The organism is Actinocorallia libanotica (genome assembly GCF_039525175.1).
Classification (GTDB): domain Bacteria; phylum Actinomycetota; class Actinomycetes; order Streptosporangiales; family Streptosporangiaceae; genus Actinocorallia; species Actinocorallia libanotica.
Genome location: NZ_BAAAHH010000025.1, coordinates 112,678 through 139,511, shown reverse-complemented (window position 1 = coordinate 139,511; position 26,834 = coordinate 112,678). Strand labels below are relative to the sequence as shown.

Sequence of the window (26,834 nt, the reverse complement as noted above, 5' to 3'; positions counted from 1 at the left end):
ACAACGAGTACCTCGAACGGCAGCTCGCGGCGTGAACTAACCGCAAATAAGCTGTCCGGAATCGGCAGGGCACATCACTCACCGCCGGCCAACGACTGTTCCTAGGCACCCTCCACGAACAACGCCGGCCTCTGGACAACCATGCCTACCGGACCACCACCGGAGTCGACTCACGCGTCGCCACCACCGAACTCCAGGACCTCGCCGCACGCGGCCTCGTCCAACGCATCGGCACCCACCGCTGGTCCCGATACCTCCTCCCCGCACCGACGGCCACCGGACAACCGGCCACCCCCGTCCGGGCCGACCGCCGCGACCAACTCCTCGCCGCCCTCGGAACCCAATCCCTCTCCCGTGCCGACCTCGCAGCCAGGACCGGCCTCAGCGACACCACCGTCCGCCGTTGGCTGTCCATCATGCGCACCGAAGGCACCGTCGAACTCATCGGCAACAGCCCCCGAAGCCCCCACGCCCTCTACCGCCGATCCCACCAACAATCCCTCTTCCCCGAAACCGAAACCTGACCGCAGCAGGCGAGGTGGCCGTTCCCGATACGCCCCAAGGAGCTCTTACAGGCAACTCGACCATGCCCTTGAGCTGTGGAAACAAGACTCATGATCGTCTCCCTACGGGCCAGAAGGTCAGGGGTTCGAATCCCTTCGGGTGCGCAGCACGAGAGGGCCCCGGCGATCACCGCCGGGGCCCTTCGCCGTTAGTCGCCAGACGGAGCGCGGTCCTTCTAATCCGTAGATTTCAAATCCTCGTTCGCACCCGTTCAGGTCGGTTCACCGGGTGCTCTCCGCTCTGGTCGCCTGTCCGGTGTCGTTCGTACTGGTTCAGGGCTGTTCACCCGGGTGGCTCCCACAGTGGCTCCTTTGGGGGCGTCTTGGTCACTAGGGTGGCTCGATGGCGTTCGACATCACCTGCTACCGCCCTCCGCTGCTTTGTGGGGTCGGCGCGATCAGCGAGATGCACGCCGAACGGTTGCGTTCCCTGGCTGGTCGGCGGCTGAAGTCGGTGTGGGTCGTCTGGGATCTGGAGGACGACTCCTGGTTCGCTGACTGTCCTGTGCTGTTCGCCTTCGAGGGGGCGCAGGTCGAGATCAGTCACAGCAAGTTCAGCGATGTGTCCATCACTTGGAACGAGATCGATCCGTCGGCCCCTGTCGTCTGGTCGGGCTCAGAGCTGGAGTTCCGCCTGCTGTGGCGTGAGGACGAGCGTGCGGGCATGGCTGCTTTGTGCGGTCGTACTCTGACCGCTGTCGAGTTGCTCGAGTGGACCGGCAGGGACGTGGCTCAGGGCATGGTCGCCGTCAGCTTCGTCTTCGGCAGCGAACGCATCACTATCTACAACGCGCTGGACGAGAACGGTCTGGAACTCACACCACCCGACTCGGATTATCGAATCCACCGTCTCTGAGCCTCGGACCACAGGCCTGGATCTCAACGGCCAGACCTACGTATTACGAGCCGACCGGACCCCGTCCGGCCCTGTCCGCACTCGTACTGCGGCCAGGGCTCAAGCCGTCTCAGGATCCTCCGCCTTTCACTGGTGTCCACGGTCGTTGTCAGCAGCGGAGATCATGTGCGGGTTCGTACGCTCGCAGGGTGCAGGACGAGGAGCAGTACGTGAGGTATGGGGACGATGCTCAGGTGCTTGCTGATCTGGGTCGTCACCTGTCCCCTCAGATTGATCGGATCGTGGTCCGGTTGCCTCGGGCCGTGGCGGAAGTGGCTGTTGCGGGGTGGAACAGGGATGAACCGGGGGCTGTCGGTGAGGAGAGCCGGGATCAGGCGGCGTTGTGCGAAGCGGCCGCTGAACTGGTCCTGATCGGTCTGGCCCTCACCGAACGCGGTGAATGGCATGCTGATGAGGTCGTTGTGGCCTTGGACGTCGTCGAAGTCGCGGCAGCCCTCCGAGCCTCCTGGTAGCGAACGTGAGAGCGGATGATTCGGCTCTCGCTGGCGCGCAACGTCTGATGGTTCTGGATCTGCTCCGCGGTGACCTCTTTGGCTTGCAGGAGCGCGGAGACCGCTTGGTCGGCCTGTCGCCGCTGCGCAGGAGCGCGGGCGACATCGATGGGCAGCCGTCCCTGGCTCTCGTCCGGCAACGTCGAGGTATCGACCGTCCTGGCAACGCGGAGCGTGTGTCCGACGGTCCCCAGCTCGATGGCGGTCCCGTGATGTTTCCTGGCCCTCATGGCGACGGGCGAGGTCAGGTGGGCGGTATCAGGTCGCTCTCGCTGATGGTGTACGTCAGCGGAGGGTAGGTGAAGTCCGTTTCGTTGTTCTCGCGGCGTCGTAGTCGGTAGAACTCGTGTCTCTGTTCATCGTCGGCCGGCATGAGGCGCGCGCCTTGGGGGAGGTAGGCGTGTCCGTCGTGGAACCGGACGAAGGTCTTTGATGTTCGGAAGGTGACGCCCAGCCATTGGTCGTCCGCTGTCCGGGCGGGTGCGTCCAATATGATCTTGTGTTTGAGTCGTCGATTCGAGTCGACGGAGAATGCGACGATGCTGTTGTGGGCGAGGGGGATCTCGAACTTCTCGCCGGTGGTTCCCTTTGGTTCGAAGATCAGTTTTCTCGGCGGGCTCGTCTCGGGATCCCGGTAGCAGGAGAAAACGGCGATGAACGAACCGTCGGCCAGGTCGAGGGCCTGGTCGGAGTGGCTGCCCATGGTCGTGTAGGCGTTCGTGTAGATCTCGATGAGGGCGTTGTTGAAGCCGACCGGTAGCGCCGCATGTTCTTGGATCTGTTGTGCCAGGCGTTCGTGCACCGGGCGGAAGCGCTGCGTCGGGCTGCTGTATCGGGTGGTGGTGCGTACGAGGGGTACGCCACCCGTCTCGTCGAGCTTGGTGAGGGTGGCGCCGCGGCGGCCTTTTCCCACGTCTTCCCAGCGAGCCGACGCGGACAGTTCCTCGAAGAGGTTCTCCTCGGTCGGCAGGGAGAACGAGAGGATCTCGTCCGAGAACCTAGGCTCGGGGGGCAAGGTAGTCCCCCGTGTTCATGCTGAAGACGAACTTGTCGCCGTAGTCGATGAAGGACGAGGTCTTGTTCTCTTCGGCGTAGAGCCTGCGCAGCTCGTTCATGCCCGCCGGGGTGGGTGGCTCCAGCGGAACCAGGTCTCCGTCCAGTTTGAGGAACGTGTGGCCGTTCTTGTGCACGGCTTCGGTGTTCGAGCAGCGCACCACGTAGCCCAGGCGGGTCGGGAGCAGGTCGGCGTCCAGGCCTGAGGGTCGGATCTCGTGCGTGTAGAGGCGGTTGGTGGACAGCGGCATGAAGAACACGGAGCCGGGATAGAGGGTCAGGGTGAACTGCGGGGGGAGTGCGGTCCCGTCGGGTCCCCCGGCCGGCTCCTTGAGGCGGAAGTGGAGCTTGGTCAGGCCGCTGGTGCTCTTCACGCCGCGGTCGAAGGTGTCTTCGGCCAGGGGGTGGAGCTTGTCGAGCCGGTCGTAGAAGGTGCAGAAGGCCATGATGCCGTTGACGGGCATGTCCTTGGTCTTGTCGGCGTGGGTCGAGATCCTGGCCTTGGACTGCTTGCGCTCGGTCGTGGCGAGGGTGTTGTGGTAGATCTGCGCGAGGACGTGGTTGAGCGGTGCCTGGTTCCGGAAGATGGCGGCGGCCTCGCGGTTCAGGGCCTCGACGATATGTGTGTCGGTCGGACGGAAGTTCTCGGTCGGTCCTGAGAGATTCGTGGAGCATCGGAGCAGGCGGAAATGTAGTTCGTCGCCGTTTCGTGTGACGGGCGTCAGATAGATTCCGCTGCGGTGGGCCGTTCCGGGTTTGGTGGATTCCGTCAGGGACTGGAACGCGTGCTCCGCACTGATCCGATGGAACTGATCGGTGTCGGGGCCGAAGAAGCGGCGGTAGTACACGCCGACGCCGTGGACGCGGGTGGGGACCTGGCCGAAGTCGACGAGGGTCCAAGGTTCGTCGACGTCCTGGCGGTAACCGTGTGACAGCTCCCGGATAACGCATACCCGGGCCGCCTCGTGCAGGCGGCGGCCGCTGATCCCGGATACGTCGCCGCACAGGTAGACGGTCTTCTGCGCGAGGTCGGGCGAACCGGAGGCAAGGCCCTCTGGTGTGATCACGGTTCCGAAGAAGTCCCTGAGCAAGTCGTTGTCTTGCAACGAAGAAGGCGCGACCAAGATGTGGTTCGCGTCTTCGATGCAGGCTTCTGTCGGCTCTGTTGCGTACATCAAACCGTGCCTTCCATTCGCGCTTTGAGACACGAACCAGCAAAACCGAACAGATGGTCTGCCGGTCCATTCCATGAGCTTTCGGACGGTAGGGGACGCAAGATTATCACCCTTCAGTCAACCGTTCCTTGGCCATACGGTGGACGCCTCCTGGAGGCCTATTCATAGGTACCGGTAGGTGTTCCGGTCAGATGACTGGGGTGCCGGTACGCGGTGTCCTCCTAGCGTGCGGCGGCATGACCACTGATGTCGGCGCGTTGCCGAAGACCGAGAAGACCAGTTGGGGCACGGTGTTCGTGCTCGCGCTCGCGACGTTGATCGCCGCGAGTGAGATCTCCCTGTCGTCGTTCACGCTGCCCCTGATCGGGGCGGAGTTCGAGGTGTCGCCGGGGGCCACGGCCTGGGTGCTGCTCGCTTACACGCTGCCGTCCGCGGCGTTGGCGTTGCCCGCGGGGCGGTGGGTGGACGGGGCGGACCTGCGGGTCGTCTACCTGGCGGGGCTGGCGGGGATCGGGGTGTTCAGCGTGCTGGGCGTGCTGGCGCCGAACCTGCCGTTGCTGCTGGCCGCGCGGGTGCTGCTCGGGTTGGTGAGCGTCGGGTTCATGGCGTGCACGATGCCCGCGCTCGTGCGGGCGGTGCGGCCGGAGGAGCGCGGTCGGGCGATGGGGTGGCTGATGGCCGTGATGACGCTCGGAGCCACCGGAGCCGCGCCGCTGGGCGGCTGGGTGGCGGCGGAGTTCGGGTGGCGGGCCGTGTTCCTGATCAAGATGCCGTTGCTGGTGGTCGTGGCGGTGGCGGGCGCACGGCTGCTGCGGCGCGGTGACGGGCGGGTGCCTTTGCCGGGGCGTGGGCTGCTGGGTGAAGGGGCGGTGCTCGGTGGTGCCATGACGGCGCTCGTCCTCTCCGTCGAGCTGGTGGACGTCGCGTTGGTACCGGCCGTCGTCGTTCTGGTGGTGGCGGTGGTGCTGGGTGTGGTCTGGGCGCGGTTGCGGGCTTCGCGGCCGGTCGTGGCGGTGCTGCGGTCGGCGATGGCCGGGCTGCCGGCGCTGGTGCTGACGTTGTTCGCCGTCTCGACCGGGCTGACGTCATTCGTGCTGCCGTACTTCGTCTCCGACGTCATGCGTGCCGACGCGGGGCTGCTCGGCACCGCCGTGTTGTGCTGGGTGGGGGTGATGTCCCTGGTCACGCCGGTCGCGGGCGGGGTGGTGGACCGGATCGGACCGCTGCCGGTCGCGGCCGTGGGAGCCGCGCTGGTGGGCGTCGCGATCCTGCTGCACCTGCCGTTGGGGGCCGATGCCGGGCTGGGTGATCTGGCGTGGCGGCTCGCGCTGCTGGGGCTGGGCGCCGGGCTGCTGAACCCGGCGGTGTCCACGGCGGTGCTGCGTTCCGTGCCGGACGAGCAGGCGGGAGTGGCGGGCGGCCTGACCAACACGGCCCGTACCGTCGGTCTGGTGCTGGCCCCGGCGGTGTCGGCGGCGGCCTGGAGCGCGGGCGGGTTCCGCGGCGCGATCGGGCTGCTGGCGGGAGTGGCGTGCGCGGCCTTCGTGGTGGCCGCCGGAGCGGTCGTCACCGGTAGGCGGACCCGGTCATCCGACTGAGGCGCGGCGAGGCCCCGGCTTTCTACCGTCTGCGGCATGAAAGCCATCCGCATCCACGCGTTCGGTCCCGAAGACGAACTCCACTACGACGACGTTCCCACGCCCGAGCCGGGTCCCGGCCAGGTCCGCATCGCGGTGCGGGCGGCGGGCGTGCACGTGCTCGACGCGTTCCTGCACGAAGGCGACCCGTCCAAGATCCCCTTTCCGGTGCCGGACCTCCCCGTCACTCCCGGACGGGAGGTGGCGGGCGTGGTCGACGCGCTCGGCGACGGCGTCGAGGAGTCCTGGCTGGGCCGCCGTGTCGTCACGCACCTCGGCCTCGTCAACGCCGGTTACGCCGAGTTCGCCGTCCGGGAGGTGGACGCGCTCTTCCCCGTCCCGGACGTTCTCGACTTCCCCGCCGCCATCACGATGGTCGGCACCGGCCGTGCCGCGCTCGGCATCTGGCGGTCGGCGGAGGTGGGCGCCGGCGACACCGTCCTGATCACCTCGGCCGCCGGGGGCGTGGGCACGCTGCTGGTGCAGCTCGCCAAGGCCGTCGGCGCGACGGTGGTCGGTGCGGCCGGAGGACCGGCGAAGACCGCGCGCGTCCTCGCCAACGGAGCGGACCGGGCCGTCGACTACACGCTGCCCGGCTGGGAGAAAGAGGCGGGCGAGGTGAGCGTGGTCTTCGACGGCGTCGGCGGTGAGGCGGGCCGGACCGCCTTCGAGCTGCTCGGGCCGGGCGGCGTGCACGTGGTGCACGGTTGGGCGGAGGAGATCACGGCCTTCACCTCCGTCGATCTGCGCGACCGTGCGGTCAGCGCCGTGTACGCCCTCGGCCCGAGGATGGCGCGCAGGCCCGGCGGCATGCGCGCCCTGCAGGAGGAGGCGCTCGCCGAGGCGGCGGCCGGGCGCCTCGTGCCCACCGTCACCACGTTCCCCCTCGCGGAGGCGGCAGCCGCGCACGCCGCTCTGCGCGGACGGAAGACAGTCGGCAAGGTGGTCCTTCTGCCGTGACATCCCCATGCGGTCAGCCTTGGCTGGACTTTTCGGACACCGGTGCGGGGAACCGCCGTCCCGCTCACCTAGGCTGACCGCATGATCTACGGCCGCGAGCAGGAGGCCCAGGTCCTCGCCGAGGCGCTCCAGGCGGCGCGTTCCGGACACGGCACGGCACTGGTGCTGCGCGGCGAGGCGGGGATCGGCAAGTCCGCGCTCCTCGCCGACGTCGCCGACCGCGCCCGCGAGGACGGCGGCCTGCTGGTGCTGAGCGCCCTCGGCGTGGAGACGGAGCGGGACCTTCCCTTCGCCGGCCTGCACATGCTGCTCGCGCCGGTCGCCGACCGCATCGACGTGCTGCCGGAACGGCAGGCCGCCGTGCTGCACACGGCGCTCGGCACGGCCGACGGGCCGGTCGGCGACCGGTTCCAGACCGGCATCGCGCTGCACGCCCTGCTGAACGCGCTCGCCGCCGAACGGCCCGTGCTCTGCCTCATCGACGACGCGCACTGGATCGACGCCTCGTCCGCCGACGCCCTGCTCTTCGCGGCCCGCCGGCTGCGCGACGAAGGCACCGTCATGCTCTTCGCGGCACGGGACGGGCACGCCCCCGCCTTTCCCGCCCCGGGCATCCCCCAACTGCTCCTGCCCCGGCTGGACCGGGAGACGGCCGCCGCCCTCCTCGCCGCCCACGCCCCCGACCTGCCGCGCCAGGTGAGCGAGTTCGTGCTGCGGGAGGCGGCGGGCAATCCGCTGGCGCTGAAGGAGCTTCCCACCGCCCACCGCGAAGGCGCCCTCGAACAGTTCGGCCCCGCGATCGGCCCCGACCGGGTCCGGCACGGCTTCGCCGAACGCGTCGCCAACCTGCCGCCCAGGTCACGCGCCCTGGTCCTGCTGGCGGCCCTCGACGGCGGCGGCGACCTGCACACCCTCGTCCGGGCCGCGGCCCACCTCGGCGCGGACCTGATCGACCTGGGACCCGCCGAGTGCAGGGGCCTGCTGCTCGCCACCGACGGCCGCGTCTCCTTCCCGCACCCCCTCATCCGCTCGGCGGCCGTGCAGACGGCGTCGCTCGCCGAACGGGTGGCCGCCCACGCGGCGCTCGCCCGGTCCCTGCCCGGCACCAGCCCCGACGACTTCGTCCGCCGGGTGCTGCACCTGGCCGCCGCGACCACCGAGCCCGACGAGTCCGTCGCCCGCAAGGTCGAGGAGAGCGCCGGCTGCGGCCGCGGGCAGGCCGCTTACGGCACCGCCGCGGCGACCTACGAACGCGCCGCCCGGCTCAGTCCGGCCCCCGCCGACCGCGGCCGCAGGCTGGCCCTGGCCGCCCGCTCGGCCGCCGACGCCGGTGACACGCCGCGCGCCGCCGCCCTCGCCGAGCAGGCGGCGTCCCTCGTGGCCGACCCGGCCGTACGGGCGGGGCTCGCCCAGATCAGCGCCCTCGACCCGTACTTCCGCGGACGTCCGGACACCGCGGCCCGTCTCCTGATCGACGGGGCGACACCGGCGGCCGCGCACGCCCCGGTCAAGGCGGCCTTCATGCTGCTCGACGCCACCGGCACCGCCTGGGTCAGCGGCCGTCGCACGATCGTGCGCGCCGCCCTGGCCGCGACGGACGCTCTGCCGCTGCCCCCCGACGCCGTCGACGCCCGCGCGTTGCGCGACGCGGCCGCCGGACTCGCCCGCATCGCCCTGGGGCAGCCCGGTTTCGCCGCGCTGCACGCCCTCTACACCGGCGACGTACTGCACCGGCTCGCCCCGCTGGAACGCGCGTGCGCTCTGGAGTGGGTCATCGCGACCGGTGACCTTTCCCTCGCGGAGCACCTCCTGTCCGAGCTCGCCGACGAATACCGCGCGAACGCGACCGGCGCTCTGCCGGAAGTCCTGCGCGACCTCACGCGCGTCCGCCTGCTCCGCGGCCACCTCCACGACGCGGACGCCACGGCGCACGCCGCCGAACGCATCGCGGAGGAGACCGACCAGCCCTTCTTCGCCGCCGAGGCCCGCGACCTTCGCGCCACCATCGCCGCCTGGCAGGGCAGGCCCGTCGAGGGCACGCCGCCCGCCACCGCACGCGCCGTCCTCGCGCTGGCCCGTGGCGACCTCGACGACGCGCTGGCGCTGCTCGACGTCCTCACCCAGACCGAACTGCCCGGCATCATGACCCGCTATCTGTCCATCGACCGGGTCGAGACACTGGCCCGGCTCGGCCGCGCGGACGACGCACGCGCCGCCCTCGACGCCCTCACCCCGTGGGCCGTCGAAACCGGTCAGGACTGGGCGCGCGGCCTCCTCGCCCGCGCCGAAGCCCACCTCTCCCCCGACCCGGCGCCCCTCTGGGACGAAGCCCTCGCCCGCCTGTCCTCCTCGGACCGCCCCCTGGAGCACGCCCGTACCCTTCTCGGGCACGGCTCCTGGCTGCGCCGCACCGGCCGCCCCAGCGCCGCCCGCCCGGCCCTGCGCACCGCCGCCGAGATGCTCGCCGCCCTCGGCGCCGCACCGTGGACGGACCGCGCCCGCGCCGAACTCCGCGCCGCCGGCGACAGCGGCGCCCCCGCCTCCGCGCCCGCCCCGGCCGCCGCGGACACGACGGCCCTGTCCCCGCAGGAACGGCACGTCGTACGCCTGGCCGCGGAGGGACTGACCAACCGGCAGATCGGTGAACGCCTCTTCCTCAGCCCGCGGACCGTCGGCTACCACCTCTACAACGCCTATCCCAAGCTCGGCGTCAGCTCCCGCATCGAACTGACCCGGATCGACCTCCCCGACGGCTGACCTCCCCGCCCGCCCGCCGGCCTACCGGGATCCTCCGCCCGGTCGTCCGCCCGGTCATCCGACAGAGGCGGTCGCCGCGACGCGACGGCCAGGATCGTGGCATCACCGCACGACCCGTCTGATCCGGAGGCAGCACATGTCCCTCACCGTCGCCGTCATCGTCGGCAGCACCCGCCAGGGCCGCTTCGCCGAGACCGTCTCCACCTGGTTCACCACCCGCGCCAAGGCCCACGACGGCCTCCGCCTCGACGTCATCGACCTGCACGACGCCGGCATCCCCGACCGCCTCACCGACGACCCGCCCGCGGCCGTCCAGGCCGTCTCGCCCCGCCTCGCGGCCGCCGACGCCTTCGTGGTGATCACCCCCGAGTACAACCACAGCTATCCCGCCTCCCTCAAGGCGCTCATCGACTGGCACTTCACCGAATGGCAGGCCAAGCCCGTCGCCTTCGTCTCCTACGGCGGCATCTCCGGCGGCCTGCGCGCCGTCGAGCACCTGCGGGCCGTCTTCGCCGAACTGCACGCCGTCACCATCCGCGACGGCGTCGCCTTCCCCCACTGCTGGAGCCGGTTCGACGACACCGGATCCCCCGCCGACCCCCACGCGGACCAGGCGGTCGAGAAGACCCTGGACCAGCTCACCTGGTGGGCCCAGGCGCTCCGCGACGCCCGCGCCAGCCGCCCTTACGCCGCATGACACCGATTCCGGGGCCGCGCGAACTTCTCCGTGCCCGCAGGACATCCTGACGCCTCCACCTGGCCGCGGGTTCGGGGCGCACCGGGTCGGCTTGATCACGCGCCGGTGCGCCAACTTCGCCGAGCCGTGCCCGCATCTCACCCGGCACAGCACGATCACGAAGGATCGCGCACCGAGAACGAGAGCGGGGACTCATGCGGAAGCTCCTGATCACCGGAGTGGCGGCGGTATTGGCGCTCGGCCTGACGGCCTGCACCGGCAACGGCGACGACGGGTCCGCGTCGCCCTCGTCCTCCACGCCCTTCGACTCCGCGTCCGCGCCGAGCGACGCCTCCACCCCGGGCGAGGTCTCCACCCCGAGCGACGCCTCCACCCCGGGCGAGGTCTCCACCCCGGGCGGCCAGCAGATCACCTCGAAGTGGGGTCAGCTGCGCTACCTGGCACCGGGCAAGTTCGCCGTCGGCGACGTCGTCTTCTTCACCGCCACCGACACCGTCCTGTACGTCGCCGGAAGCACCTGCCCCGACGGCACCACCCCGCCCGACGAAAGCAAATGCTCCGTCGACGGCTTCGACGCGTGGGTGCAGGAGGCACCGCACAACGCCGTCGTGGAGTTCTCCGGCCAAGCCGCCACCCTCATCCGAGAGACCCAGTAGCGACCGGCGGACCGGATGTTCCGCCATACCGGCGAACTTTTCGGTCTCTGGTGGCTTCTCACTCGCAACGCTCGTGATCGAGAGGCTCCCGCTGTGAAGACCGCCGTCCTTCCCTCGCTCGCCGCCTTGGCCCTCGCGGCCGCGCTGATCCCCGGCTCCGTCGCGCAGGCGCGCCCGCGCCCCGCGAGGCCCGGCGACTACGACGGCGACGGGCGGCGCGACATCGCGGTGACCCTCGAACGGGCCAGGACGCACAAGTCCGCGATCCTCGTGTACTCCGGCGGCGCCAGGAAGGTCTCGCGCAGGCCCGCCGTCATCCGGAGGCCCAAGACGACGGGGCACTTCACCGCCCTGGCGACCGGCGACTTCGACGGCGACGGCTACGCGGACCTGGCCGCCCTGCTCGAACGGGAACCCGTACCGGGGGACGTCCAGGGCGGCCTGGTCGTCTACTCGGGCTCGCGCAAGGGGCTGGGCAGGACGGCCCGCACCCTGCTGTCCTGGGGCGCGGCCGGGAACGCCGCCCCCGTCGCCGCCGACCTCACCGGCGACGGCCGCGCCGACCTGGTCGCCGCCCGGCCGACCGGTCCGGACGGCGGCCACCTCGACGTGCGTCTCGGCACCGGTCGGGACTTCGGCCTGCCGCTCGCGCCGATCCCCTTCAAGGGGTCGTTCACCGTCGGCGACGTCACCGGCGACGGCCGTGCCGACGTGGTCGTCGCGTCCGGCTCCCGCACCCTCCGCGTGATCCGCGGCACCCGCGCCGGCCTCGACACCGGCCACGTCAAGACCGTCAAGACCTCCGCGTTCGGCGCGAAGGCGATCGACGCGCAGGACATGGTGGTCCAGAACCCGGTCGGCGGCGCCGCCAAGGAGCTCCTCATCCCCGACAGCGCCGCCCCGAACCTCTGGGTCGTGCCCGTCACCCGCCCCAAGGCCGCCCAGAGACTCCCGGTGCCCCTCTCCGGCCTCCTCGGCGAGGGGACCGCCCGCCCCTAGAGCGTGTCCGGTGGATCTCGGATGACGTCGCGCCGCCGGTGGACCTCGGCCTCTGCGGCCGTTGCGCTCCTCCCAGGCCGCTCGGCGAGGGGCGGCCTGGGAGGAGGCGTGGTGCCCGGGAGAGAGGGGTCGCGGGCACCACGGGGTGTGTCAGACGCCGAAGGCGGCGGGGTACTCGATGGTGCCGGTCGGGACCGGGCGGGTGGCGTCGAAGGCCATGGCCATCATGGCCTCGTCGGGCACGTCGAAGGGCGCCCGGATGCCGAAGCCGGAGGCCGGGGTGAAGCCGAACCGCGGGTAGTAGTCGGCGTGGCCCAGGACGAGGACCAGGTTCTCGCCCATGGCGCGGGCGACGTCCAGGGCGGCGCGGATCGCGGCGGAGCCGGCGCCGGTGCGCTGGGCCGAAGGCGGCACCGCGCACGGGGCCAGGGCCAGGGCGGGCGCGCCGTCGACGTGGCAGCGGGTGATCAGCGCGTACCCGGTCGGGGTGCCGTCGGGGTCGGCGGCGACCATGGACAGTCCGTCGATCCACGCCTGCGGGTCGGCGCGCAGGGCGTCGACGAGGTCGGCTTCCAGCGCGGTGGGGAAGGCGGCGAGGAGGATGTCGCGGATGGCGGGGATGTCCTCGGCGGTCTCGGGGCGGATGGTCCAGGTGGTCATGGTGGTCTCGTTCTCGTTCTCGTTCTCGTTGGAGTCGATGGTGTCGTCGTGAAGGTGGAGGAGGTAGGCGGCGTAGTCGTAGTCGCCGCCGTGCTCCCGCCGCATGGCGATCTCCGCCTGGAGCGCGGCGAGCGCCTCCGTCATGCCGGGCCGCCGCGGATCCATCCGGGCGATTCGCTGGCTGAGCGGGGTGTAGTACTCGTCCCACCAGTCGCTTTCCGGCAGCGGCCAGTGCTCGCGGAGGCGGTAGCCGGCGGCCTGCGCGACCTCGGTGTTCTCGGCGAGGGTGCGCAGGGGATAGACCGCGTCCCAGTACGCGCGGGCGGGTGCGGCCGGGTCGGCCGCGGTCCATTCGATCTCGGTGACGACGATGACGCCGCCGGGGGCGAGCAGGCGGCGCCAGGCGCGCAGAGCGTGCTCGAAGCCGACCGTGTAGATCGAGCCTTCGGCCCAGATCACATCGAAGCCGTGGTCGGGGACCGGAAGCCGGTCCATCGAGCAGTTGACGACCGTGACCTGGTCGGCCAGGCCCCGGCGCGCGGCCTCGGCCGCGAGGCCGTCCAGGAACGGCTGGTGCAGGTCGACCGCGGTCACGTGCGCGCCGGCCTCTTCGGCCAGCAGCAGCGTGGCGCGGCCGGGGCCGCAGCCCGCGTCCAGCACCCGCGGGTGCTCGGGCAGCGGCCCGGCCGCTTCCAGCAGGCGGCGCGTGGTGGCGTCCGAGCCGGGCCCCTGCCGGGGCAGGTCGTGGTGCAGCGTGAAGAGCGCCTGCGTCACCGGGTCGACGCTGAGGGCGTGGTCGGAGGTGTCGGTCACTGCTGGCGCTCCCGGAACTGGTAGGTGGCGCGCAGGTGCCGCGTGATCCCCTTCTTGGTGGCCTCGCGGTCGGCGCGCAACCGCGCGTCGGTGCGGGAGGCGGCGTAGTCGTTCTCCCTCAGCAGCCGCTGGTAGCTGTCCAGACGGCGCTGGGAGATCTCGCCGTCCGCCACGGCGGCCAGGACCGCGCAGCCCGGTTCGCTCACATGCGCGCAGTCCGTGAAACGGCAGTCCTTCGCGAAGTACTCGATCTCGGCGAAGGTCTGCTCCAGCCCTTCCCCGGCGTCGTGCAGGCCGATCGCGCGCAGCCCGGGGGTGTCCAGCAGGACGCCGCCGCCGGGCAGCGGGAGCAGCTCCCGCCACGCGGTGGTGTGCCGGCCCTTGCCGTCCGCCTCGCGCACGGCGCCGGTGGCCAGCCGCTCCTCGCCCAGCAGCCGGTTGCCCAGGGTGGACTTGCCCGCCCCGGAGGGCCCGAGCAGCACGACGGTGCCGGTCAGCACGGCGGTCAGGATGTCCAGGCCCTCCCCGGTCACGGCGCTGGTGACCAGCACGTCCACCCCGGGGGCCACCTCGGACACCTCGTGTGCGGCCGACTGCGGGTCGGCGCACGCGTCGGCCTTGGTGAGCACCACGCACGGCCGGGCGCCGCTCTCCCAGGACAGGGCGAGCATGCGTTCGGTCCTGCCGTGGTTGAGCGGGGCGGCCAGCGACACCGTCACCACCACCGTGTCGACGTTGGCGGCCAGGACCTGGCCGTGCGAGTTACGCGAAGCAGACGAACGCACCAGCGCGGTGCGCCGCTCCAGTACCGCGTCCAGCACCGGTCCACGGCCGTCGACGGCAGGGCGCAGGGCCGCCCAGTCGCCGGTGCACGGCGCCTTCGACGGATCGCCCTGGCCGATGTTGCCGGGGATCTGCGCACGGACGATTCCGGCGTCCGTGATCGCTTCACACGAGCCGCGTTCGGCTCGAACGATGCGCGCCGGGATCAGCCCGGCGGCGTGATGGGGCGCGAAGGCGCGCTCGCACGCCTCGTCCCAGCCGTAGTCCGCCAGGGAATACGGATGATCATGATGAGAGAAAGGTCGAGACAACGTAGAGACCCTTGAACAGGGGTCCCGATCAGCACGGATTGCTGCCTCCCGTGAGCCGTCAGGGCTCCAACGGGGGCATCAGTGTCAGGTCAGACCGGAACCCGGGACGTGAGGATGGTCCGGTGGGCGCTGCACACGGCAGCCGCCTTTGCGGCGTTCATCAACTCACCTCCCCTTTCTGTCCCGTAGCCGACCCGGTTGTCACTACGCTGCCGACTTTAACACATTCCCCTTCCACACAGTGAGATTTTCCCTCACGTGACGACGGCGACCCCGGCCTGGAGCCCGGCCCCTCGCCGACGCCCGGGACGTACGTCGACGAGGGCGGGTGTCACCGGGACAGGAAGTCCAGGAGGTCTGCATTGAACTTCTCCTTGTCGCCGGGGACCATGGCGATTCCGTGGGAGCCGCCCTCGTAGACCTTCAGAGTGGCATCGGCGATGATCTCCGCGGACCGGCGGGCGGTGGCGTCGATGGGGACGACCTGGTCGTCGTCGCCGTGGACGATGAGGGTGGGGATGTCGAACTTCTTCAGGTCCTGGGTGAAGTCGGTGTAGGCGAAGGCGTCGACGCATGCGACGCCGGCCTCGATGGACTCCTGCATGGCCATGAACCAGAAGGCGTCCTTGTTGCCCTGGGTGACCTTGTCGCCGGACCGGTTCGCCGAGAAGAAACCGACCGCGGTGTCCTGCCAGAACTGGGAGCGCTCGCCCAGGATGCCGTTCTTGATGTCCTGGAACACCTTGTCCGGCACGCCTTCGGGGTTGTCGGCGCTCTCGGCCATGAGCGGCGGGATGGCCGACAGCAGCACCGCCGACCGCAGCCGCGAGGTGCCGTGGCGTCCGATGTAGCGGGCGAGTTCGCCGCCGCCCATGGAGTGCGCGACGAGGGTGACGTCGCGCAGGTTGAGGTGGTTGATGAGATCGTTGAGGTCGTCGGCGAAGGTGTCGAAGTCGTAGCCGCCCCAGGGCTGCTCGGAGCGGCCGTGGCCGCGGCGGCTGTGGGCGATGCCGCGGTACCCCTGGTCGGCGACGGCCTTGAGCTGGTCCTGCCAGGCGTCGCAGTTCAGCGGCCAGCCGTGGATGAACAGGACCGGCCTGCCCTGCCCCCAGTCCCTGTAGTGGATCTCGACGCCATCGCGCGTGGTGAAGAAGGGCATTGCGGAGCTCCTCGTATCGACGGTGAACCTGACCGGGACGGTCCGAAGCGCCAGAACCCCGGGGCGGCGCGCACCGGGCCGGCCTCCACGACCGCAGTGCTGATCCCCGCTCCCGACCCAAGCCCACCCCGAACCCGGGCAAAGGCCCCAGCAGTACCGCCGCGGCCTCTTTTCGTCCGGGGCTTCGCAAGTTTCCAGAGTCGACTGATTTGTCCGTTAAGCTACGGCCCCGGACTGGAATGATCATCGGTTTCCCCCCGTGTCCCGGAGCGCCGTACACCGGCCGGGCGGACGGCGGCAGCCCGTCCCGCGCGCCGCCGGACCGCCTGTCAGACGGCTTGGACGCCTGTAAGAAAGGGCTTTGGACGGCCTGACAACACCGATTTCTTGTGGACACGGGCGCCGAACCCCGAGCGTTGGACTCGTCCCCGGAACCGCCGCTCGGCGCCTGACCCCAGGAGAAACGATGAAGCCGATCTCATGCGCCGTCGCCCTCACGGCGGCCGCCCTGCTCGCCTCCCTGACGGGAGCGGCCGGGACGCCGGCGGCGGAGGCGGCCGACGCCAGGAAGGCGCTGCCGAGCGTGAACATGGAGGCGGTTCTCAAGGCGGCGCAGATCGACCCGCGGCGGCCCGACGACAAGCTGACCCCGGGAGCCAAGGCGAGCGTGCTCCTGGTCGAGAAGGCGCTGCGCGACCGGCGCCTGCTCGCCGCCAAGTGGGTGGACGGCTACTTCGGCACCACGACGATCGCCGCCTACAAGAAGTACCAGAAGTCGCTCGGCTTCACCGGTCTCGACGCCAACGGCCTGCCGGGCAAGGCGTCCCTCACCAAGCTCGGAGCCGGGCGCTTCAAGGTCACCCACGCCGTCACCCCGGGCGCCAGGGCGTCCAGCGGCGGCGCCATCGTCAACACCCGCACGAAGAACATGCTGGCCGAGGCCAAGCGGCTGTTCGGCCGCAAGCTCGTGCTCGACCAGGGTTCGTACAACCCCGGCGGCGACCCCACCTCCGCCGGCACCCACGATGGCGGCGGCGCCCTCGACATCTCGGTGAAGGGGATGAGCGCCGCCACCCGCACCGCGGCCGTCCGCGCGCTGCGCCGCGTCGGTTTCGCGGCGTGGGTGCGCAGCCCCCGGCAGGGCGACTGGCCGTGGCACATCCACGCCGTCGCCATCAGCGACCCCGATCTGGCCACCCAGGCCCAGAACCAGGTCGGCGACTACTACCTCGGCCGGAACGGACTGGCCGACCGCCGCCCCGACGACGGCCCCAAGGTCACCATCCGCACCTGGGAGGAGTATCAGCGCCGCTGAACTCCAGCCCCCTTGATCCCAGGTTCCTCAGACGCAAGGAGAACATCATGAGCAAGCTCGGCAAGTCCCTCGCCGTGGTGACCGCCGCGATGGCGGTCGGTGGCACGGTCGTCGCCACCGCGGTGCCCGCCTCGGCGGCGGCCCGCAACGGCAAGTGCGAGACCGGTGAGTTCTGCTACTACTTCAACAGCAACCACAAGGGGTCGGTCTCCGACTTCACCAGCTCCGTCGCCAACTACGCCACCAAGCAGCCCGAGTGCTACGACTTCAAGGGCGCCGGCGCCGGCAAGGGCAAGTGCATCAAGAACGAGGCCGCCGCGGCCTGGAACCGCAGCAGCAAGACCGTCCGCGTCTACTTCAACAGCAACTACAGCGGCAGGTACCAGGACTTCAAGCCCGGCGCCAAGGTCAACCTCAGCCCCGCCCTGAAGAACCAGAACGCCTCGCACCAGTTCAACCCGTCGGCCCCGCCGAAGGGCAAGACCAACCTGTCGTACGCGCTGTACAAGACCGGCGGCGGCTGGATCAGCTGCCGCTTCGACGGCTACACCACCACCAAGGGCCGGCACGAGGGCATCGACCTCATCCGCCGGGTGGGCGCGAACGTCTACTCCCTGACGAGCGGCAAGATCATCTCCGTCGCGCGCGGCTACAACGGCGGGTCGGGGCTCTCCACGATCGCCATCTACAACGCCTCGCTGAACAAGACGGTGATCTACCTGCACTCCGCGCCGAAGTCCTCCCTGCGCGTGGGCCAGAACATCAAGCGCGGCCAGCTCATCGCCACCGAGGCCTGGCGCGGGGTGTCGTCCAGCGGCGCCGCGCACACCCACGTCGAGGTGCGCCCCGGCAAGCAGCCGCGCGCGTCCAAGAGCGTCAACGACCCGGTCCTGAACAACCCGAACCCGAACTCGTTCTGGGTCTCCCAGGGCTACAACGTCAAGTAACGCATCGCGGCCTCTGAGAAGAGAAGACGACTGTGTCCAGAAGAGCTGTACGGATGATCTCCCGGCTCGCCGCAGCGTCCGCCGCGCTGGCGGTCGGCGGGGTGGTGCTCGCCGCCCCGTCGCCCGCCTCGGCGGCGGGCCGCGACGGCGTCTGCCAGACCGGTGAGTTCTGCTACTACTTCAACAGCAACCACAAGGGGTCGGTCTCCGACTTCACCAAGTCCGTCGCCAACTACGCCACCAAGCAGCCCGAGTGCTACGACTTCAAGGGCGCCGGCGCCGGCAAGGGCAAGTGCATCAAGAACGAGGCCGCCGCGGCCTGGAACCGCAGCAGCAAGACCGTCCGCGTCTACTTCAACAGCAACTACAGCGGCAGGTACCAGGACTTCAAGCCCGGCGCCAAGGTCAACCTCAGCGCCGCCCTGAAGAACCAGAACGCCTCGCACAAGTTCATGAGCTCCGGTTCCCCCTCCCCCGGGCCGACCGGCTGCAAGACCGACGCCACGCACAGCAAGCCGCCCACGACGATCCTCGTGTACCGCAAGAAGCTCAACCGCGTGGACCGCGTGAACTTCAAGCAGTACGTCAAGGACGTCCTGCCCAACGAGTGGTACGCGAGCTGGCCGAAGGAATCCCTGCGGGCCGGTGCCATCGCCGCCAAGAACCACGGCTGGTGGTGGGCGCTGCACTCCACCCGCAAGGAGAACGGCATGTGCTTCGACGTCTACGACAGCACGTACAGCCAGGTGTACAAGCCCGGCTCCGCGAAGTCCGCGACGAGCGCCGCGGTGAACGCGACGTGGGGCACCCGGCTGACCAAGGGCGGGAAGATCTTCCAGGCCCAGTACTGCCAGAACACGACGGCGTGCCGGACGTGGTGGCGCAACGGCGAGTGGATGTCCCAGGAGGGCTCCCGCGACCTGGCCCGCAAGGGCTGGAGCCACACCAAGATCCTCAACTACTACTACAAGGGCATCTCCATCAGGAAGTGACCTGCTGAGGACCGCCTGACGCCCCGCCGTGCCCCGCACGGCGGGGCGTCAGCGTTCGGCGACGATGATCTGGAAGTTGATCGGCCGGTTGCCGGGGAACGCGATGCCCCCCGAGGCGTCGACCATCTTGAACCGCACGTAGCAGAAGCCCGGCTTCCGCGGCGTGGTGACCTCGACCCGGACCTCGACCGCCTCGCCGGGCGGCGTGTTCTCGATCGGCACGTGGGAGATCGTCTGGCACTGGTCGGCCTGCTGCGGGAAGTCGAGGAGGCGCAGCGAGTACCCCTTCCACGGCACGGTCCCGACGTTCTTGAGCCGCCACGCCTTCGTCACGGTCGCGCCGGTGCCGACGCGCGTGCAGTCGGGCAGCGTGACGTCCCCGAGGAACGCGGCCGCGTCGCCTTCGTGCGCCGGCGGGGCCGCAGCCGGGTTGGTCGGCCGCACCGGGCAGTCGCCCGGGGTCAGCGCGGCGGTCGACGGGCCGCCGGCCGGGTCGCGCTCGTCCGGTCCGGTCCCGCGGTCGGCGATGATCCCCGCGACCGCCCCCGCCCCGACGGCCTTCACGGCGAGCGCGGCCACGACCGGCCGGGCCAGCCGGAAGCGCCTGCGCCTCCCCGGCGCGGGGGCCGGCTGGACGTCGTCCGCGGCCTCGACGGGCGGCGGGGGCGCGGACACCAGGGTCTCGCCGTTCGGCCGAGGCGCCTGCGCGCTCAGAGCGAGGTGCACCGTATGACGTTCCGCGGCATGAGCCTCCGCGGCGCCTGCCGCGGAGGCCGCGGGCCCTTCGGACGGAGGATCCGCCGGGGCGTCCGCGCGATCCGCCGGGGCGTCCGCGCGGGCCGTCGGAGCGTCCGCGCGGGCCGTGGGGGCGTCCGCGCGGGCCGCGGGGAGTCCTGCGCCCGCCGATCTGACCGTCCGGTTCGCCTTCTCCCAGCGTTCGCGGTAGGTGTCCGGGTCCGCGCCGCACACCTTGACGAACTCGACGGTCGTCTCCCAGCTCGGGAGCCGGTTGCCCTTGGTGGCCTCGTGCAGGGTCGTATGGGAGATCGCCCCCGACCGGCCGGACATCTCCCGAAAAGAAGGGTCGCCGACTGATTTGCGCAGTTCCCGGAGGACCTCCGCGAAGTCCTCGATCGCTTCCGCCCGCGCACGCCTGTCGTCCACCGGGCGAAGCTAACAGCACCCGCAGCCCTCCCTCAACCCAAACCGATATAAGCGCACAAAGCCGGGCGAGTCAGCATTAAGAGGACGTGTCTCACCCCTCGGAAGGCGCCGCTCACGGAAAACACGCCAGCGCGTCATCGCCTTCTCAGGAAGCCCGGCGAGACTTCCCATGACACCGACTCCTCTTGCGAAGGGCTGCTCCATGAACGACCACGATCGCGGTCTGGCGTTCGACCTGTCCTCCCTCATGGGCCGCCGGGGCGTGCTCGGCCTGCTCGGCGGGACCGCCCTGGCCGGGCTGGTCGGCTGCTCCGGGGAGGAGGCCGCCACCGGCACCCGGACCCCGCCGGGGAACGGGACGGCGCCTCCGCCGGACCGGGCCGGGGGCGGGACGACCCCGGAAGGCGAGATCCCCGACGAGACCGCGGGCCCGTACCCGGGTGACGGGTCGAACGGCCCCGACGTCCTCACGCGGTCCGGCATCGTGCGGAGCGACATCCGGTCCAGCTTCGGCGGCGCGAGCGGCACGGCCGAGGGCGTGCCGCTGACCGTCGAGCTGACCCTGACCGACGACGGCTCGCCGCTCGCCGGCGCGGCCGTCTACCTGTGGCACTGCGACCGGGACGGCAACTACTCGCTCTACTCCGAGGGCGTCACCGGCGAGAACTACCTGCGCGGCGTGCAGAAGGCCGACAAGAAGGGGAAGGTGAAGTTCACCAGCATCTTCCCCGCCTGCTACACGGGCCGCTGGCCGCACATCCACTTCGAGGTCTACGCCTCGCTCAAGGCCGCGACGACCGCGGGGACCCCGACCAAGACGACCCAGCTCGCCTTCCCCAAGGACGTCTGCGAAGCCGTCTACGCCGCGGACGGCTACTCCCAGAGCGTCAGGAACCTCTCCGGGCTCTCCTTGGAGACCGACAACGTCTTCTCCGACGGGCACGACCTTCAGCTCGCGACCGTCACCGGTTCGGTCTCCCGGGGCTACGAAGCCGCCCTCGACGTCCCGCTGTGACCCTCGCGCCCGGCGGCGGGCAAGCCCGGGGCGGCGCGAGGTGAAGCCTTCCCCGGCCGGGTGTAGACGGGGACAATTCGGGCAGACCAAGGGGTCATAGGTCAGATTCAAGGGGGAATATGACATGACCGAAAAGGAAGCTTCCGACCGCGGCGAGGCCGCCGAGCGGAGCCGGCGGGCGCATCAGGGGGAGGAGCGCCAGGGCAAGAGCCGGCTCGTCCCGGAGGGGGACGACCCGGCCGACCGCGGTCCCGGCGCGCACTCGGGCCTGGAGGAGCGTCCCCGCCCCCGGGTGATCCCCGGCACCGGCGGCGCCGCCGAAGGGTACGCCGCCGAGGCGCCCGGACCGGAGGGCGGCACCCGCCAGGGCGACCCCCTGAAGGGCCGGGAGGCGGACGAGGAACCGCCGCCGCGCTAGAGACCGGTCGCGTCGGGACCGGTGGGATCACCCCGTCGAAGGCCCGGACCTCGAGGTCCGGGACCCCAGGTCCCGCGCCCTTCTCGCGTCCGCGGCGTCCGCGGCGTCCGCCGCGTGGCCGAAGCTCTGCGTCTGCGGCATCCGCCGGGTCAGATACCGCCCTTGAAGGTGTCGCAGCGGTCGGGGTCGCCGGAGGAGTAGCCCGTGGTCAGCCAGTCGGCGCGCTGGGCGGAGGTGCCGTGCGTGAACGAGTCGGGCTGCACGTGCCCCCGGCTGCGCTCCTGGATGCGGTCGTCCCCGACGGCCTCGGCCGCGCTCAGCGCCTGGTCGAGGTCGGTCCGGGTGACCTTCGCCAGGTATCCCGTCTGCACCGCGTTGTGCATCCAGACACCCGCGTAACAGTCCGCCTGCAGCTCCAGGCGGACCGAGGCGCTGGAGGCGCCCGTGGCGCCCTGGTCGACCCGCTTCGTCACCCCGAGCAGGTTCTGCACGTGGTGCCCGTACTCGTGGCCGATCACGTAGGCCTGGGCGGCGTCCCCGCCCTGCGCCCCGTACCGGGTCTTCAGATCGTCGAAGAAGGTGAGGTCCAGGTACACCTTCTGGTCCGCGGGGCAGTAGAACGGCCCCACGTCCTTGGTCGCATACCCGCAGGCCGTCTGCGTGGCGCCCTCGAAGATCTGCGTCCTGGCCTGGTCATAGGTCAGACCACTCGCGGCGAACTCCTTCTTCCAGTAGCCCTGGACGCTGTTCACCACTCCCACGACGAGGCAGTCACCGCCCCGCTCGGCGTCCGCGCCCGTGAGGCACTTCTCCTGGAGCTCGCCCGCCCCCCGGACCTCCTGCCCGTTCTGGCCGGTCCCGTCCTGGCCGCCGCCGAACGGGTCGACGCCGAAGAAGAGCGCCGCGAGCAGACCGAGGATGCCGAGAACGCCGCCTCCGGCGGCGACGCCGCGGCCCCGGCCGCCGCCTCCGGTCTCCACCTGCGACGGATCGAGCCGAACATCATCATTGAAGTCCATGAATCTTTCGATAGCCGGGAAATTGACGCGACAAACTAGACAAAAGATGTGAGATATCTCGAAAAGTTTTCATCGGACCCGGCCGGAACCCTCGGGACCCCGGCCGGGTCCGCCGGCTCAGGGCGTGCTCAGCGCCTCGGTCGGGGCCATCCGGGCGGCGCGCGTCGCCGGGTAGAGCCCGGCCAGCGCGCCGATCACCAGTGTCGCGCCGAGCGCCGCGGCGGGCGTCCACACCGGGATCGCGACCGGCCAGCCGCGCGACACCGCGTACAGCGCCGTGATCGCCGTGGAGAGCAGCACCCCGCCGAGGCCGCCGAGCGCCGACAGCAGCAGCGACTCGGTGAGGAACTGCAGCAGCACGTGCCGCCGGGTCGCGCCGAGCGACCGGCGCAACCCGATCTCGGCGCGGCGCTCCAGCACCGAGATGATCATCGTGTTGGCCACGCCGACGCCGCCGACCAGCAGCGCCACCGCGCCGAGCCCCAGCAGCAGGCCGGTGAAGGCGCGGTCGGCGGCCTCGCGCGCGGCCAGCGCGTCCGACGGCCGGGAGACCTCCACCTCGCTCGGCGCCTCCGGGTTCGCGGTGGCCGCCAGGACGCCCCGCACGGCCTCGACCCGGTCGTCCTCCGAACGGGTGTAGACCGTCGTCGGGCGCCCTTCGAAACCCAGGAGCTCCTGCGCGGCGGGCCAGCCGACGAGGACCGCGGTGTCCAGCTCGGGCGCGAGCGGGACCGGTTCCAGCACGCCGACCACGGTGAACCACACGCCGCCGACCAGGATCCGCGAGCCGGGCGAGCCGACACCGAGGCGGTCGGCCGTCTCGGCGCCCAGGACGGCGGTCGGGTGGCGCGCGGTCGCGGCGTTCAGCCACGTCCCGGAGGCGGTCTCGGCGGCGACGGTGCCGAGCAGGTCGAGCTGCGCCGCGTGGACGGAGAGGCCGCCGCTCTCGCCCTCCGGGATCCGGTCGGACCGGTAGGCCTTCGCGCCGGAGACCGCGCCGGTCGCCGCGACCCGCTCCACCGGGCCGATCCGGGAGATCATCGCGACCGCCTCGGCCGGGAGCTCCGCGTCCTCGCCGAACATCGTCCGGCCGGGCGCGACCGTCAGCAGGTCGGTGCCGAGCGCGGCGAGCTCGCGGTCCACCTCGGCGCGGCTGGACGCCGAGATGCCCAGCACCGAGACCATCGCGGCGATGCCGATCGCGATGCCGAGCGCCGACAGGAACGCCCGCGCCCTGCGGGCGCGCAGACCGGACGCGCCGGTGCGCAGGACGTCGCGGGGAAGGAGCCGGGACGGCTCGGGCCGGGTCACCCGCTCACCCGTCCGTCGCGCATGCCGACGCGCCGGGGCAGCCCGTCGGCGATCTCGCGGTCGTGGGTGATGATCACGACCGTCGTCCCGGCGGCGTGCAGCTCACGCAGCAGCGCCATGACGCCCGCGCCGGACACGGAGTCGAGGTTCCCGGTCGGCTCGTCCGCCAGGAGCAGCGCGGGCTCGCCGACGACCGCGCGGGCGATCGCGACGCGCTGGCGCTCACCGCCCGACATCTCCGAAGGCCGGTGCCGGGCTCTCGCCCCGAGGCCGACCCTCGCCAGTGCCTTCTCCGCCCGCTCCAGGCGTTCCCGCAGGGGCGTGCCGGTGTAGAGCAGACCGTCGGCGACGTTGTCCAGAGCGGTGCGCCCGGCGGTGAGGTGGAACTGCTGGAAGACGAAGCCGATGCGGTGCGCGCGCAGCGCCGACAGGCGGCCGTCCGACAACGCGGACACCTCCTCTCCCGCTATGCGGACCCTCCCCCGGGACGGCCTGTCGAGCGTGCCCATCAGGTTGAGCATCGTGGACTTCCCCGAACCCGACGGGCCGACGATCCCCACGAGCTCCCCCTGACCGATCGTCAGCGACACGTCGGCGACGGCCGCCACACCGCCGGCGTAGAGCTTGCTGACATCGTGGAGCTCCACGACCGGTTCGGCGCTCACGACGGCACCCCCACCCGGTCTCCTTCGGCCAGCTCGGCGGAGGTGACCTCCACGAGTCCTCCGGCGAACAGCCCCGTCTCGACGGGGACGATCCGGGCAGCCCCGTTCTCGACGACCTCGACCCCGTAGCCGCCTTCGGCGAGGGCGAGGAGCGCCCCCACCGGGACGGCCAGGACGTCCTTCCGCACCTTCGCGGTGAAGGCCACCGAGACGGACGCCTCGTCGAGGGAGCCGACGTCCTTGGGCTCGTCCAGCGAGATGGTGACCTCGATCTCCGTCTCGGGGTCGGAGCGCTCGTCCTCCGCGGGGGCCACCACCGTCTCGACGTCGGTGATCCTCCCCGTCGTCGTCTTGTCGTCCGGGAGGGTGATGCCGACCTCGGCTCCCTTCTTCGCGAGGCGCCGGTCGTCCACCGGGAGGGTGACGGTGACGGCGCGTTCCCGGCCCGTCAGGGCGAGGATCTCCGCGCCGGGCCGGACGGCGTCGCCCTTGGCGGCCCGGAGGGAGCGGACCCGGGAGGCTCCGTCGGCGTAGCGGACGCGGGCCGGCTCGACCGTCCCCGTCTCGTCGAGGCCGAGGTCGTCCTGCCATGCGCGGACGGCGGTGGCCGTCGCCGAGGTGTACTCGCGGTCCACGGTGAAGCCCCGGTAGCCCAGGGCCCACAGGTTCCGCTCGAACTGGAGCACGTCGCGGCCGGAGGCACCGGACGAGAGCACCCGGTAGGCGGGCAGGCCGCCGTACAGCAGGACCACGGGCGTGTCGTCGATCCGGTACAGGGTCCCGCCCCTGCGCACGGTCGTCCCGGCCTCGGCGACCCCGGTCAGGGTGCCCGCGAGGCCCGTCGCGACGGTGGTGTCGGCGCCGTGGCCGAGCGTTCCGGTCTCGCTCTGGGTGTCCCGGAGCGTCTGGCGGAGCACCTCGGCCGTGTCCGGCGGGAGCGCCGCGGCCTCGGCCAGCACGTCTTCCCCGCCGCGCGATCCGATCGCCGCGGACGCCGCCACCGCCCCTGTCACGACGACCGCCGCGGCCGTCAGGGCCAGCCGCCGCCTCACCGCTTCTCCACGTCGGTGACGCCCCCGGCCGCCTGGCACTTCTCCTGGGCGGCCTGGAACGCCGGGTCCGAGAAGTCGATGCCGCTGTCGTGGTCGAGCCGCATGCCGCCGTCCGGGGAGGGGTCGGGGAACGTGGGGTACCCGTTCTCGCGCATGCAACGGGACATTGCGAGCATCGCCTTCCGGCCCTCCGGGTTGGCCTTCGCCAGCTCACCGCCGTTCGGCATGAGCGGACGGCACTTCTTCTCGGCCGCTTCGACCGTGGACTTGTCCACACCCTCCGGGACCGAGAGCTGGACCTTGGCCCTGCCGCCGGCGTCGACCTCCGGATCCTCCATGGGGATGCCGTTCTCGCGCATGCAGGCGGCGTACTTGACGAACGACCCTTCGGCGCCCGGCGACGCCGAAGCCGACACCGTCGGGTCACCGCCGGCGGACGCGATCTCGGTGCCGGCATCGGAGCCGCCGCAGGCGGCGGCGCCGAACAGCAGGATGCCCGCCGCCAGACCCATCATCAGACGCATCTTTCGCCTTCCCGGCCGGGGCGTTCCCGGCCTTCCGCCGAGCAGTAGACCGAAACGCGCGTTTCCCGGCGGTTTCCGGCTTCCTTAACGCCGGGGAAACGCCCGCACCGGTATCGATGTGGCGCATGCGGATCCTGGTGGTGGAGGACGAACCCCTGCTCGCGGAAGCCGTCGCGGAGTGGCTGCGCGGCGACGCTCACGCCGTGGACGTGGCGGGCGACGGCGGCGCGGCGCTGGAGCGGATCGGGGTGCACGACTACGACGTCGTCGTCCTGGACCGCGACCTGCCGGTCGTGCACGGCGACGACGTGTGCCGCGAGCTCGCGCCGCGCCCGGCGCGGGTGCTGATGCTGACGGCGGCCGGCGACGTGGCGTCCCGGGTGTCGGGACTGGCGCTCGGCGCCGACGACTACCTGCCCAAGCCGTTCGCGTTCGCGGAGCTGGCCGCGCGCGTCACGGCACTCGGAAGGCGGACCGGAACGGACATCCCGCCCGTGCTGGAGCGGGCCGGGATACGGCTGGATCCGCACCGGCGCGAGGTGTTCCGCGACGGACGGTACGTCGCGCTCTCCCGGAAGGAGTTCGCGGTGCTCGCCGAGCTGCTGCGGGCGGACGGCGTGGCCGTCTCGGCGGAACGGCTGCTGGAGAAGGCGTGGGACGAGCACGCGGACCCGTTCACGGGCGCGGTCCGCGTCGCCGTCCTGAAACTGCGCCGCAAGCTGGGCGAACCCGGCGTCATCGTCACCGAGCCGGGAACGGGGTACCGGATCCCGTGAGGGCGC

General features: G+C 71.3%; 26 protein-coding genes and 1 pseudogene. 15 read left to right on the top strand and 12 right to left on the bottom strand.

Annotation, left to right across the window (positions count from 1 at the left end; all coding sequences use genetic code 11):
• Positions 1-95 precede the first annotated feature (95 nt).
• The 3 genes from ABD140_RS40320 to ABD140_RS26880 all read left to right on the top strand — a co-directional run bounded on the left by ABD140_RS40320 (position 96) and on the right by ABD140_RS26880 (position 1,931).
• Positions 96-524, top strand: a complete 429-nt coding sequence (locus ABD140_RS40320) for a helix-turn-helix domain-containing protein (protein WP_486303349.1) — start codon at positions 96-98, stop codon at positions 522-524.
• A 382-nt stretch (positions 525-906) separates the two neighbouring features.
• The gene (locus tag ABD140_RS26885; protein WP_344243773.1) at positions 907-1,419 is read left to right on the top strand and encodes a hypothetical protein; all 513 of its coding nucleotides are present in this window, start codon (positions 907-909) and stop codon (positions 1,417-1,419) included.
• Positions 1,420-1,607: 188 nt separating this feature from the next.
• Complete coding sequence (locus tag ABD140_RS26880) at positions 1,608-1,931, top strand: hypothetical protein (RefSeq protein ID WP_344243772.1); 324 nt, start codon at positions 1,608-1,610, stop codon at positions 1,929-1,931.
• Between the two features lie 283 nt (positions 1,932-2,214).
• On the opposite strand, the gene ABD140_RS26875 is transcribed toward ABD140_RS26880, so the two are convergent.
• Positions 2,215-2,985 carry an alpha-ketoglutarate-dependent dioxygenase AlkB family protein gene (locus ABD140_RS26875; protein WP_344243771.1) on the bottom strand — a complete coding sequence of 257 codons (771 nt, stop codon included), beginning with the start codon at positions 2,983-2,985 and terminating at the stop codon, positions 2,215-2,217.
• Positions 2,969-4,090 carry a hypothetical protein gene (locus ABD140_RS26870; RefSeq protein WP_344243770.1) on the bottom strand — a complete coding sequence of 374 codons (1,122 nt, stop codon included), beginning with the start codon at positions 4,088-4,090 and terminating at the stop codon, positions 2,969-2,971. The genes ABD140_RS26875 and ABD140_RS26870 overlap by 17 nt, the downstream gene beginning before the upstream one ends.
• A 344-nt stretch (positions 4,091-4,434) precedes the next feature.
• Between ABD140_RS26870 and ABD140_RS26865 the strand changes: the two genes are divergently transcribed.
• From ABD140_RS26865 to ABD140_RS26840, 6 genes are all read left to right on the top strand, one after another.
• Positions 4,435-5,796, top strand: coding sequence for an MFS transporter (locus ABD140_RS26865; protein ID WP_344243769.1), 1,362 nt, complete (start codon positions 4,435-4,437; stop codon positions 5,794-5,796).
• A gap of 36 nt (positions 5,797-5,832) precedes the next feature.
• Positions 5,833-6,795, top strand: a complete 963-nt coding sequence (locus tag ABD140_RS26860; protein WP_344243768.1) for a zinc-binding dehydrogenase — start codon at positions 5,833-5,835, stop codon at positions 6,793-6,795.
• Between the two features lie 81 nt (positions 6,796-6,876).
• Positions 6,877-9,552: a helix-turn-helix transcriptional regulator gene (locus ABD140_RS26855; protein ID WP_344243767.1), complete on the top strand. Its 2,676-nt coding sequence runs from the start codon at positions 6,877-6,879 to the stop codon at positions 9,550-9,552.
• Positions 9,553-9,688: 136 nt separating this feature from the next.
• Positions 9,689-10,249 carry an NADPH-dependent FMN reductase gene (locus tag ABD140_RS26850; protein WP_344243766.1) on the top strand — a complete coding sequence of 187 codons (561 nt, stop codon included), beginning with the start codon at positions 9,689-9,691 and terminating at the stop codon, positions 10,247-10,249.
• Positions 10,250-10,443: 194 nt separating this feature from the next.
• Positions 10,444-10,905, top strand: coding sequence for a hypothetical protein (locus ABD140_RS26845; protein ID WP_344243765.1), 462 nt, complete (start codon positions 10,444-10,446; stop codon positions 10,903-10,905).
• 93 nt (positions 10,906-10,998) lie between these two features.
• A complete protein-coding gene (locus tag ABD140_RS26840; protein ID WP_344243764.1) occupies positions 10,999-11,904 on the top strand; it encodes an FG-GAP repeat domain-containing protein in 906 nt (301 codons plus the stop codon).
• Positions 11,905-12,054: 150 nt separating this feature from the next.
• On the opposite strand, the gene ABD140_RS26835 is transcribed toward ABD140_RS26840, so the two are convergent.
• The 4 genes and pseudogenes from ABD140_RS26835 to ABD140_RS26820 form a co-directional block, all read right to left on the bottom strand.
• On the bottom strand, positions 12,055-12,564 hold the full coding sequence (locus ABD140_RS26835) for a GNAT family N-acetyltransferase (protein WP_344243777.1): 510 nt from the start codon (positions 12,562-12,564) through the stop codon (positions 12,055-12,057).
• 348 nt (positions 12,565-12,912) lie between these two features.
• Positions 12,913-13,338 (bottom strand): annotated as a pseudogene (locus tag ABD140_RS26830) (SAM-dependent methyltransferase); the annotation flags it as partial.
• A 35-nt stretch (positions 13,339-13,373) separates the two neighbouring features.
• Positions 13,374-14,471, bottom strand: coding sequence for a ribosome small subunit-dependent GTPase A (gene rsgA, locus ABD140_RS26825; RefSeq protein WP_344243763.1), 1,098 nt, complete (start codon positions 14,469-14,471; stop codon positions 13,374-13,376).
• A gap of 331 nt (positions 14,472-14,802) precedes the next feature.
• Positions 14,803-15,630 (bottom strand): alpha/beta fold hydrolase, encoded by an 828-nt coding sequence (locus ABD140_RS26820; protein WP_344243762.1) that lies wholly within the window; start codon positions 15,628-15,630, stop codon positions 14,803-14,805.
• A gap of 466 nt (positions 15,631-16,096) precedes the next feature.
• On the opposite strand from ABD140_RS26820, the gene ABD140_RS26815 reads away from it, so the two are divergent.
• Genes ABD140_RS26815 through ABD140_RS26805 form a run of 3 tightly spaced genes read left to right on the top strand, consistent with a single transcriptional unit; the run spans position 16,097 to position 18,884 of the window.
• On the top strand, positions 16,097-16,945 hold the full coding sequence (locus ABD140_RS26815; RefSeq protein WP_344243761.1) for a peptidoglycan-binding domain-containing protein: 849 nt from the start codon (positions 16,097-16,099) through the stop codon (positions 16,943-16,945).
• A 47-nt stretch (positions 16,946-16,992) separates the two neighbouring features.
• The gene (locus ABD140_RS26810) at positions 16,993-17,892 is read left to right on the top strand and encodes a peptidase inhibitor family I36 protein (protein WP_344243760.1); all 900 of its coding nucleotides are present in this window, start codon (positions 16,993-16,995) and stop codon (positions 17,890-17,892) included.
• A gap of 53 nt (positions 17,893-17,945) precedes the next feature.
• The gene (locus ABD140_RS26805; RefSeq protein ID WP_344243759.1) at positions 17,946-18,884 is read left to right on the top strand and encodes a SpoIID/LytB domain-containing protein; all 939 of its coding nucleotides are present in this window, start codon (positions 17,946-17,948) and stop codon (positions 18,882-18,884) included.
• Positions 18,885-18,932: 48 nt separating this feature from the next.
• On the opposite strand, the gene ABD140_RS26800 is transcribed toward ABD140_RS26805, so the two are convergent.
• A complete protein-coding gene (locus tag ABD140_RS26800) occupies positions 18,933-20,048 on the bottom strand; it encodes an NBR1-Ig-like domain-containing protein (RefSeq protein ID WP_344243758.1) in 1,116 nt (371 codons plus the stop codon).
• Between the two features lie 202 nt (positions 20,049-20,250).
• Here ABD140_RS26800 and ABD140_RS26795 point away from each other — a divergent pair, with 202 nt between their 5' ends.
• Positions 20,251-21,063: a dioxygenase family protein gene (locus ABD140_RS26795; protein WP_344243756.1), complete on the top strand. Its 813-nt coding sequence runs from the start codon at positions 20,251-20,253 to the stop codon at positions 21,061-21,063.
• A gap of 124 nt (positions 21,064-21,187) precedes the next feature.
• On the top strand, positions 21,188-21,481 hold the full coding sequence (locus ABD140_RS26790; protein ID WP_344243755.1) for a hypothetical protein: 294 nt from the start codon (positions 21,188-21,190) through the stop codon (positions 21,479-21,481).
• Positions 21,482-21,630: 149 nt separating this feature from the next.
• Here ABD140_RS26790 and ypfJ read toward each other — a convergent pair whose 3' ends face one another.
• The 5 genes from ypfJ to ABD140_RS26765 all read right to left on the bottom strand — a co-directional run bounded on the left by ypfJ (position 21,631) and on the right by ABD140_RS26765 (position 26,043).
• Positions 21,631-22,500: a KPN_02809 family neutral zinc metallopeptidase gene (gene ypfJ, locus ABD140_RS26785; RefSeq protein WP_344243754.1), complete on the bottom strand. Its 870-nt coding sequence runs from the start codon at positions 22,498-22,500 to the stop codon at positions 21,631-21,633.
• A gap of 117 nt (positions 22,501-22,617) precedes the next feature.
• A complete protein-coding gene (locus ABD140_RS26780; protein ID WP_344243753.1) occupies positions 22,618-23,811 on the bottom strand; it encodes an ABC transporter permease in 1,194 nt (397 codons plus the stop codon).
• Positions 23,808-24,476 (bottom strand): ABC transporter ATP-binding protein, encoded by a 669-nt coding sequence (locus ABD140_RS26775; protein WP_344243752.1) that lies wholly within the window; start codon positions 24,474-24,476, stop codon positions 23,808-23,810. The genes ABD140_RS26780 and ABD140_RS26775 overlap by 4 nt, the downstream gene beginning before the upstream one ends.
• Positions 24,473-25,528, bottom strand: coding sequence for an efflux RND transporter periplasmic adaptor subunit (locus ABD140_RS26770; RefSeq protein ID WP_344243751.1), 1,056 nt, complete (start codon positions 25,526-25,528; stop codon positions 24,473-24,475). The genes ABD140_RS26775 and ABD140_RS26770 overlap by 4 nt, the downstream gene beginning before the upstream one ends.
• Entirely contained in the window at positions 25,525-26,043 is a 519-nt protein-coding gene (locus tag ABD140_RS26765; RefSeq protein WP_344243750.1) for a hypothetical protein, read from the bottom strand. Before ABD140_RS26765 ends, ABD140_RS26770 begins: the two co-directional genes overlap by 4 nt.
• Before the next feature lie 134 nt (positions 26,044-26,177).
• Between ABD140_RS26765 and ABD140_RS26760 the strand changes: the two genes are divergently transcribed.
• Positions 26,178-26,828, top strand: coding sequence for a response regulator transcription factor (locus tag ABD140_RS26760; RefSeq protein ID WP_344243749.1), 651 nt, complete (start codon positions 26,178-26,180; stop codon positions 26,826-26,828).
• The last annotated feature ends 6 nt before the right edge of the window (positions 26,829-26,834 follow it).